Origin of the sequence: Streptomyces scabichelini (assembly GCF_011045015.1) — a bacterium.
Lineage (GTDB): Bacteria > Actinomycetota > Actinomycetes > Streptomycetales > Streptomycetaceae > Streptomyces > Streptomyces scabichelini.
Genome location: NZ_JAAKZY010000318.1, coordinates 1 through 9,211, shown reverse-complemented (window position 1 = coordinate 9,211; position 9,211 = coordinate 1). Strand labels below are relative to the sequence as shown.

6 protein-coding genes and 1 pseudogene are annotated in these 9,211 nt (G+C 72.1%); 5 read left to right on the top strand and 2 right to left on the bottom strand.

Going from position 1 to position 9,211, the window contains the following annotated elements; translation table 11 throughout:
• The coding region (locus G5C60_RS47545) for an alpha/beta fold hydrolase (protein WP_206440896.1) at positions 1–852 on the top strand (852 nt) is incomplete at its 5' end.
• A 45-nt stretch (positions 853–897) separates the two neighbouring features.
• Here the strand turns inward: G5C60_RS47545 and G5C60_RS47540 are convergent.
• Positions 898–1,731 (bottom strand): annotated as a pseudogene (locus tag G5C60_RS47540) (DMT family transporter); the annotation flags it as partial.
• A 47-nt stretch (positions 1,732–1,778) separates the two neighbouring features.
• On the opposite strand from G5C60_RS47540, the gene pdxR reads away from it, so the two are divergent.
• From pdxR to G5C60_RS47520, 4 genes are all read left to right on the top strand, one after another.
• Positions 1,779–3,236: a MocR-like pyridoxine biosynthesis transcription factor PdxR gene (pdxR, locus tag G5C60_RS47535; protein WP_165270008.1), complete on the top strand. Its 1,458-nt coding sequence runs from the start codon at positions 1,779–1,781 to the stop codon at positions 3,234–3,236.
• A gap of 184 nt (positions 3,237–3,420) precedes the next feature.
• Positions 3,421–5,010 (top strand): alkaline phosphatase D family protein, encoded by a 1,590-nt coding sequence (locus G5C60_RS47530; protein ID WP_165270006.1) that lies wholly within the window; start codon positions 3,421–3,423, stop codon positions 5,008–5,010.
• Between the two features lie 107 nt (positions 5,011–5,117).
• Positions 5,118–6,476 carry a GNAT family N-acetyltransferase gene (locus tag G5C60_RS47525; protein WP_241267593.1) on the top strand — a complete coding sequence of 453 codons (1,359 nt, stop codon included), beginning with the start codon at positions 5,118–5,120 and terminating at the stop codon, positions 6,474–6,476.
• Between the two features lie 135 nt (positions 6,477–6,611).
• Positions 6,612–8,303 (top strand): DUF885 domain-containing protein, encoded by a 1,692-nt coding sequence (locus G5C60_RS47520; protein ID WP_165270002.1) that lies wholly within the window; start codon positions 6,612–6,614, stop codon positions 8,301–8,303.
• A 66-nt stretch (positions 8,304–8,369) separates the two neighbouring features.
• Here G5C60_RS47520 and G5C60_RS47515 read toward each other — a convergent pair.
• Positions 8,370–9,211 (bottom strand): SDR family oxidoreductase (locus G5C60_RS47515; protein ID WP_420907482.1); only part of this gene is annotated, 842 nt, incomplete at its 5' end.

The window sequence follows — 9,211 nt, the reverse complement described above, 5'->3', positions numbered from 1 at the left end:
CACCCCGCCCCTGCTGCGCTCGGCCCGCAGTCCGTAACCTTCCCCGTCGTCTCTCCGCGCGGCCCGCGATCGGTGAGTCTCGCGTACACGCGCGTGGGCGCCGGCGAACCGCTTCTGCTGCTGCACGGGATCGGCCACCACCGACAGGCCTGGGACCCGGTCCTCCACATCCTGGCGGCCGAACGCGATGTGATCGCGGTGGACCTGCCCGGCTACGGCGAGTCCCTCGCACTGCCCGACGGGCTCACTCACGATCTGTCGACGATGAACGCCGCGCTCGGCGCGCTGTGCGAGGCCCTGGAGATCGAACGGCCGCATGTGGCGGGCAACTCGCTGGGCGGGCTGCTGGCCCTGGAGCTGGGCCGCGAGAACCTCGTACGGTCCGTCACGGCGCTGTCGCCCGCGGGGTTCTGGTCGCCGGCCGAGCGGCGGTACGCCTTCGGTGTCCTGCGTGCCATGCGGCAGACCGCGCGCCGTATGCCGCTGCCGGTGGTCGAGCAGCTGTCCCGCACGGCGGCCGGGCGCGCCGTGCTGACGAGCTCCATCTACGCCCGCCCCGGCCGCCGTTCACCCGAGGCGGTCGTCGCCGAGACGCTCGCGCTCGCCCATGCCGAGGGGTTCGCCGAGACGCTCAGGGCCGGCACCGCCGTCCGGTTCACGGACGACATCCCCGGACTGCCCGTCACGGTGGCGTGGGGCACGCGGGACCGGCTTCTGGTGCGCCGTCAGGGGATCCGCGCCAAGTACGTCATTCCGCGCGCCCGGCTTGTCCGGCTGCCCGGCTGCGGGCACGTCCCGATGAACGACGACCCGGCGCTCGTCGCGCGCGTCATCCTGGACGGCAGCCGCTGACCTGCGCGACCGCACCCTCAACGCCCCCGATCCCAGGGCGACTCCGGCACCCACGAGGGCACTGCCCGCGACCTGTGCCGTCCCGTAGGAGCCCGTTCCGACGAGCGGGGCGGTGCAGGCGGCCGCGACCGGGATGAGGCCGGAGAAGAGCGTGGCGCGCTCCGCGCCGATGCGCTGCATGGCCATGTACCAGCAGATGAAGCCGATGACCGTGACGATCACCGCCTGCCACAGCAGCGCGGCGAGTTCGGTGGTGTCGGGCGTACGCAGCCATGCGCGGCCGTCGACGATCGCCCCGGCCATCGCCGACTCGACCGCGGCGAGAGCGCACACGGTGGCGGACAGCAGCCGCGGCCCGAGCGGCCGCAGCACGGGCACGGCGAGGACCGCGAAGCCGACCTCTCCGAAGAGCGCGCACACGGAGAAGGCGATTCCCACGCTGTCGGTACGTCCCCACCCCTGGACGGTGAAGGCTCCGACGGCCACGAGCAACGCGCCGTACAGGACGAGGCGTTGGGGTCGGCGGCCCTCGAGGAGGGGTACGAGCACGGCCACGGCCACCGGGGCGCAGCCCACGAAGACTCCTGGAACCGCCGGTTCCGCGGTGCGTTCGGCGGCGATCACGGCGAGGTTGAAGCCGACCATGCCGACGGCCGCGAGCAGCGCGAGCCGTATCCACTGTCGTGGCGTCAGCCGCCGCAGGGGCGCCGTGCCGCCTCGGCCGACCAGGGGCAGGAGCAGCAGACAGGCGAGTCCGTAGCGCAGGAACTGGCCGCCCGCGTACGGGTAGTCGCCCAGGACGCTGTTGGCGGTGAAGGAGCCTCCGACGAGGACGCAGGCGAGGGCGGCGAGCAGGGAGCCGCGGGTGGTGGCGTTCATGGAGGCGACGCTATGAACAGCACTGGTCCGGTTTAAGGTCCACTTTCATGACGCCATCGGGGACCAATTCGGGTACGCCCTCGAGTACGCCCGATTCAGCGGCCTGGGCGGCGGCCTGGGAGCTGCTTCTGCCGGCCGCCTCGGCACCGGCACGCGCGCGTGGACGCTCTTTGCAGGCCGCGTTGCGCGAGGCCGTCCGCTCGGGGCGGCTCGCGCCCGGCACCCGGCTGCCGTCCAGCCGCGAACTCGCCGCCGATCTGGGGGTGTCCCGGGGGCTGGTCACCGAGGCGTACGAGCAGCTGACCGCGGAGGGCTATCTGCGCAGCGACCGCGGAGCCGGGACATGGGTGGGCGGCGCCGCCCGGGCCGCCCACCCACGCGCGCGGGACCTCGCTCCCCGCTCCCCCGGTGCCCGGGTCGACTTCCTGCCCGGCACCCCGGACCTGTCGCTTTTCCCGCGCGCCGCCTGGGCGGCCGCGCAGCGCGGAGTGCTCGCCGACCTGCCGCACCACGCGCTGGGCTACCCCGACCCGCGCGGGCTGCCCCGACTGCGTACGGCCCTCGCGGAGCTGCTGGCCCGGCGCCGTGGCGTGGTCGCGGACCCCGAGCGGGTGCTGGTCGTCTCGGGAGTGGCGCAGGCGACGACGCTGCTCGGATTCGTGCTCCACGCGCGCGGGGTACGCGCCGTCGGAGTCGAGGACCCCGGCAGCCCCCAGCACGACGCGCTGTACGCCTCGGCCGGCGTCCGCACCGTACCGCTGCCGCTCGACGACGAGGGGCTGGCCATCGGGCCCCTGCGGGAGTCGGGGGTACGGGCGGTCGTGACGACGCCCGCGCACCAGTTCCCGTCCGGGATCGCGTACTCCGCACGGCGCCGCGCCGAACTCCTCGACTGGGCGCGCTCCGTGGACGGGCTCGTCGTCGAGGACGACTACGACGGGGACTTCCGCTACGACCGGGCGCCGGTGGGTTGCCTTCAGGGACTCGATCCGGAGCACGTCGCGTACACCGGGTCCGTCAGCAAGTCGCTGGCACCGGGGCTGCGCCTCGGCTGGCTGCTGGTGCCGGCGTCGCTGGCCGAGGAGGTCGTCGAGCGCAAGCGCACGATGGATCTCGGCAATCCGGTCGTCGACCAGGCCCTCCTCGCCCGTTTCATGGAACGCGGCGACTACGACCGCCAACTGCGCCGCTGCCAGCGCGCGTACAAAGAGCGGCGCGACACCCTCGTGGCCGCTCTGGACGAGCACCTTCCCGGCACGCGGGTGTCCGGAATCGCCGCCGGGCTGCATGCCATCGCGACGCTGCCCGCGCGGTACGGGCCGCCGGAGCGGTTCCTGGAGCGCACCGCCGCAGCCGGGGTCGCGGTCCGTCCGCTCACGTCCTTCGCACAGGCGGTCAAGGCCGAGGACGAGGTGGTGCGGCTGGTGTTGGGGTATGCGCATGTGTCTCCGGCGCGCATCAGGGAGGGCGTGCGGTTGATGGCTGGGGCGGTCGAGGGTCGGTAGCGGTGGGGCGGCCCCCGCCGGGGCGCAACGGTCGGCGGACCCCGGCGGCATCCCGATGCGGGTCTTCGCACACTGGTTCCCCTGGCCTTGCGGCCAGTTGTTCACTTGTGGTTTGCGTGTGCGCTGTGGTGCACCAGTAGTTGTGGCCCTGCACAGTGGTTCAACCCGTCCCAGGAGGCGCTCCATGTCACATCGTCCCCCGAGCCCGCTCCCCGCTCGCCGCAGCGTTCTGCGCGGCTCGCTCGCCGCGTCGGCGGCGCTCGCTCTGCCCGGCGCGGTCGGCGCGGCTCCGGCGTTCGCCCTGTCGGGGCGGCCGAAGGCGGGGTGGGGCGTGCAGACCGGAGACGTGACCGCGCACTCCGGTCTGGTGTGGGTGCGTTCGGACCGGCCGGCGCGGATGGTCGTGGAGACCTCCGCGACCGGGTCGTTCCGCAAGCCGACGAGATGGCACGGCCCCCTGCTGGATGCCGGCACGGACTTCACGGGCACCACCCGGCTGCGTGGACTGCCCGCGGGCGAGCAGATCCACTACCGCGTCCTGCTCGCCGACCCCGACGACCCGCGCCGCACCGGCGAGCCCGTGACCGGCACGTTCCGTACGGCGCCCCTGGGACGGCGCGACGGGGTGCGCTTCCTGTGGTCGGGTGACCTGGCGGGCCAGGGCTGGGGCATCAACCCGGACTTCGGCGGCTACCGGATCTTCGACGCGATGGGCGCGCTGGACCCGGACTTCTTCCTCTTCAGCGGCGACACCATCTACGCGGACGGCCCGCTCGCGGCGACGGCGACGCTGCCCGACGGCAGCACCTGGCGGAACATCACCACCGAGGAGAAGTCCAAGGTCGCCGAGACCCTGGCCGAGTTCCGCGGCAACTTCCGCTACAACCTGCTGGACGAGAACCTCAAGAAGTTCAACGCGCAGGTGCCGTCGATCGTCCAGTGGGACGACCACGAGGTCACCAACAACTGGTATCCGGGTGAGCTCCTCACCGACACCCGGTACACCGAGAAGAGCGTCGACGTCCTGGCCGCGCGGGCGCGGCAGGCGTTCAGCGAGTACTTCCCCATCTCCACGCTGCGGCCGGGCGCACGGGACGGCCGGGTCCACCGTGTGGTGAAGCACGGTCCGCTCCTTGACGTCTTCGTGCTGGACATGCGCACCTACCGCAACGCCAACTCGGCGGACAACCAGACCACCGACCCGCAGGGCATCCTCGGCGCCGAGCAGTTGGAGTGGCTCAAGCGCGAGCTGTCCCGGTCACGTGCGGTGTGGAAGGTGATCGCCTCCGACATGCCGCTCGGCCTGGTCGTACCGGACACCGGGGACGGCAAGCCGAACATCGAGGCGGTGGCCCAGGGCGACCCGGGCGCTCCGCTCGGGCGGGAACTGCAGATCGCCGAACTGCTGCGGTTCATCAAGCACCGGAAGATCACGGGCACGGTGTGGCTCACCGCGGACGTGCACTACACCTCGGCGCAGCACTACCAGCCGTCGCGGGCCTCCTTCGCCGACTTCGAGCCGTTCTGGGAGTTCGTCTCCGGCCCGCTCAACGCGGGTGCCTTCCCGGCGAACACCCTGGACAACACGTTCGGTCCGGAGCGGGTGTTCGTGAAGGCGCCCACTGTCGCGAATGTCTCGCCCGCCGGGGGTTACCAGTTCTTCGGCGAGGTCGACATCGACGGCGGCAGCGGGGAGCTGACGGTGCGTCTGCGGGAGCAGGACGGGACCGTGCTCTACACGAAGGTGCTCCAGCCCGGGCGGGTGGGGCAGTAGCCCGTAAAGACCCCATAAAACGGACAGAAGCTGTCTTAACCGATCAGTCACAAAGCGTTCGTGATCACGCAACACCCTTCCTTCACAGTGGTCGCATGACTCAAGACATGCCTGACGCAACACGTACGAAGAACAACGGTCGTCCGGTCCGCCCCTGGCGCCGCGCCACGGCGCGGCTGCGCACTTGGCGGGAACGACGCCACGGTCATGCCCCGCCGAAGGGTCATACCGGCGCCCGGCCGCCCGCCGAAGTGCGGGCAGCCGGGCCCTCCGATGCGGCCCCTGCCCTGCCGGAGGCGGTCACCGCGGAGGCCGTGCTCTGGCGGATGCGGACCACCGTGCGGGACGAGCCGGGTTCACTGGCCGCGCTGTGCTTGGCGCTCGCGGGACAGCGGGTCGACATCCTGAGCCTGCAGACGCATCCGCTGGCGGAGGGCACGGTGGACGAGTTCCTGCTGCGTGCACCCGCGGAGGTGGCCGCGTCCGAGGTCACCCGGGCGATCGCGCAGGCGGGCGGTGCCCGTACCTGGATCGAGCGTGCCGACGCGCACGACCTGGTGGACGCGCCCACGCGCATCCTGGGCCTGGCGACGCGCACGGCGTTGGACGCGGCGGAACTGCCGCTGGCGCTGCGGCAGTTGCTGGGGCGGTGCACGATACGGTCACTGCCCGCCGGCTCCATGAGCTCCATCAGCTCTATGGGTTCCATGAGTTCCATGAGCGACGACGGCGCGGACGAAGGAGTGCCGGTCGAGGCGGCTCTCGGGAACTTCGAGGGGGCGCTCGAAAACACCGTGATGCAGCTGCGCGCGCCGGAGGGTGAAGTGATCACCGTGGAGCGGCCGTATCTGCCGTTCACGCCGACCGAGTTCGCGCGGGCCCGTGCCCTGGTCGAGCTGGACGCCCAGCTCGGGCCGCGTCTCCCGCGCAGGCAGGACGTGCTGACGCTGCCCCAGGGCAACGCGATCACCGTACGCCGTGCCGACACCGATGACATCGATGCCGCGAAGGCCATGCACGAGCGCTGCTCGCCGCGCACGCTCAGCCTGCGCTACCACGGGCCGGTCGGTGACGCGGACCGCTACCTCAACCACCTCCTCAGCCCCCGCTTCGGACGGACGCTCGCCGTGGAGACCGCGTCGGGGAGCATCGTCGGGCTCGGCCATCTCCTCTGGGACGGCGACGAGACGGAGGTCGCGCTGCTCGTCGAGGACGAGTGGCAGCGGCACGGCATCGGCAGTGAGCTGCTCGGCCGTCTGGTGACGATGGCCGTCGAGGCGGGCTGCGAGAGCGTGTACGCCGTCACGCAGTCGTCCAACACCGGGATGGTCGCCGCCATGCGCGGCCTCGGCCTGCCCCTCGACTACCAGATCGAGGAGGGCACCCTGGTCATCACGGCCCGCCTGGACGTGACCCCGGTGAGCTCACGACTGCCGTACGACCAGGAGCAGACGGTAGGGGACTGAAGCTGCCCGTACGGGATCAGCTCCCGGTGAACGGTGAACGGTCCGCCCGGCCCGGCGAAACAGGCCGGGCCGGGCGCGAACCGGCGCCGCGGAATCCGGCTGACGCGCGCGGCATCCCCGTATGAGGATGTCCGCATGTCAGACATGAAGAGCCTGTTGCCCCGTGAGGTCGCCGACGCGTATGTCGACGACCTCATCGCCCTCGACCCGGTCACCGGTACGTATCTCGGCGTGAAGGAGAGTTCCAGCAAGCTGCCCGACACCTCGCCCGCCGGTCAGAAGGCGCTCGCCGAGCTGGCGCGGGCGACTCTCGCGCGGCTCGACAAGGCGGAGCGGCAGCCGGGTGCGGACAGTGACATCGAACGCCGCTGCGGACGTCTGCTGCGCGAGCGGCTCACCGCCGAACTCGCCGTGCACGACGCCGACGAGGGACTGCGGTCCGTCGGCAACATGGCCACGGCCGTGCACTCGGTGCGCGAGGTGTTCACCGTGACGCCCGCGGAGACGGACGAGGACTGGGCCGCGATCGCCCAGCGGCTGCGCGCCGTACCGGCCGCACTGGGCGGCTACCGCGAGTCCCTCGCCCTCGGCCTGGAGCGGGGGCTCTACGCGAGCCCGCGCCCCACCGCGACCTTCATCGAGCAGCTCACCGAGTGGTCGGACACGGACGGTTCGGGCCGCGGGTGGTTCGAGGACTTCGCGTCGGCGGGACCGGACGCGCTGCGCGCCGAGCTGGACGAGGCCGCCCGGGCGGCGACCGCGGCCGTCGTCGAGCTGCGCGACTGGATGCGCGACGTGTACGCGCCCACCATCGAGGGCGCGCCGAACACGGTGGGCCGCGAGCGGTACGCCCGCTGGTCGCGCTACTTCAACGGTACGGATCTGGACCTCGACGAGGCGTACGCGTACGGCTGGGCCGAGTACCACCGGCTGCTCGCCGAGATGAAGACCGAGGCCGAGAAGGTCCTGCCCGGTGCCGAGACGCCGTGGGTGGCGCTCGCGCACCTCGACGAGCACGGCAAGCACATCGAGGGCGTCGACGAGGTCCGCGAATGGCTGCAGGGCCTGATGGACCAGGCGATCGAGGCGCTCGACGGCACGCACTTCGAACTCGCCGAGCGCGTACGGAAGGTGGAGTCCCGCATCGCCCCGGCGGGCAGCGCGGCCGCCCCGTACTACACGCCTCCGTCGGAGGATTTCTCCCGCCCCGGCTGTACGTGGCTGCCGACGATGGGGCGGACCCGCTTCCCGGTGTACGACCTGGTGTCGACCTGGTACCACGAGGGCGTCCCCGGGCATCACCTCCAGCTGGCGCAGTGGGCGCATGTCGCGGGGAACCTCTCCCGTTACCAGGCGACGATCGGCGGCGTCAGCGCCAACTGCGAGGGCTGGGCCCTGTACGCGGAGCGGCTGATGGACGAACTCGGTTTCCTCACCGACGCCGAGCAGCGGCTCGGTTATCTGGACGCGCAGATGATGCGTGCGGCCCGCGTCATCGTCGACATCGGCATGCACCTCGAGCTGGAGATTCCCGCGGACTCGCCCTTCCATCCGGGCGAGCGCTGGACGCCCGAGCTGGCGGAGGAGTTCTTCGGCGCGCACAGCAGCCGCCCGGCGGACTTCGTCGAGAGCGAGCTCACCCGCTATCTCACCATCCCCGGCCAGGCCATCGGCTACAAACTCGGCGAGCGCGCCTGGCTGCTGGGCCGCGAGAACGCACGCCGGCGCCACGGCGACGCCTTCGACGCGAAGGCCTGGCACATGGCGGCGCTGTCACAGGGTTCGCTGGGGCTCGACGACCTGGTGGACGAGCTGTCGCGGCTCTGACCGTGCGGTGGGGCGCGTACGGGAGCCGACACGTTCGTACGGCATCGCGTACGCGCCCGGCCGGCATCAGATGAGCCGAGCCTCCCACTGCCGGAACCCGCCCACCGAGTCGACGACCTGCCCGGTGATCCACTCCGCCTCGTCCGTCGCGAGCCACGCGATGAGGCGGGCGGGGTCGTCGGGCATGCCCCAGCGGCCGCCCGGGAACATCGCCGCGACGGCCGCGTAGTCGTCGCCGGTCATGTAGTCCGTGTCCACGGGACCCGGGTTGACGGTGTTCACCGTGATCGCGTGCTCGGCGAGTGCGGTCGCCAGCGAGCGGGTGACCGAGGCGAGGGCACCCTTCTGGAGGGCGTACGCCATCTCACCAGGCATACCGCCCGAGATGTCCTGGCCCGAGGTCATCATCATGACCCGACCGCCCGGTGTGCGCGGTGGCAGGGCGGCCCGCAGCCGGGCGTAGGCCTGGACGAGGAGGAGTACCGAGCGCGTGTCGACGGCCCAGTGTGCGTCGAGCATCGCGGCGTCGATCGTGTCGAGGGTGCCGTCGAAGCCGCTCTGCGCGTGGTTGGCGACGAGGATGTCGATCCGGCCGCCGAGCGCGTCCGCGGCCGAGGCGATCAACTCGGCCGGAGCCGCGGGGTCGGAGAGGTCTCCGGGCCCGTGGACCACTCGTGCCTCGGGATCGGCGCACGCCTCGCGCACCGAGGCGGCCACGTCCTCGGGACGGTCGGCGCCCCAGGGCATGGCGGCGTCGTGCGGCACGTGGTGGTGCAGATACACGCTCGCTCCGTACGCGGCGAGGCGACGGGCCACGGCATGCCCGATGCCTCCGCGTCTGCTGGCCCCGGTGACGAGGGCGGTACGGCCGCGCAGGGGCAGGGGGTCGCGGCGCAGTGCTGCGGGGG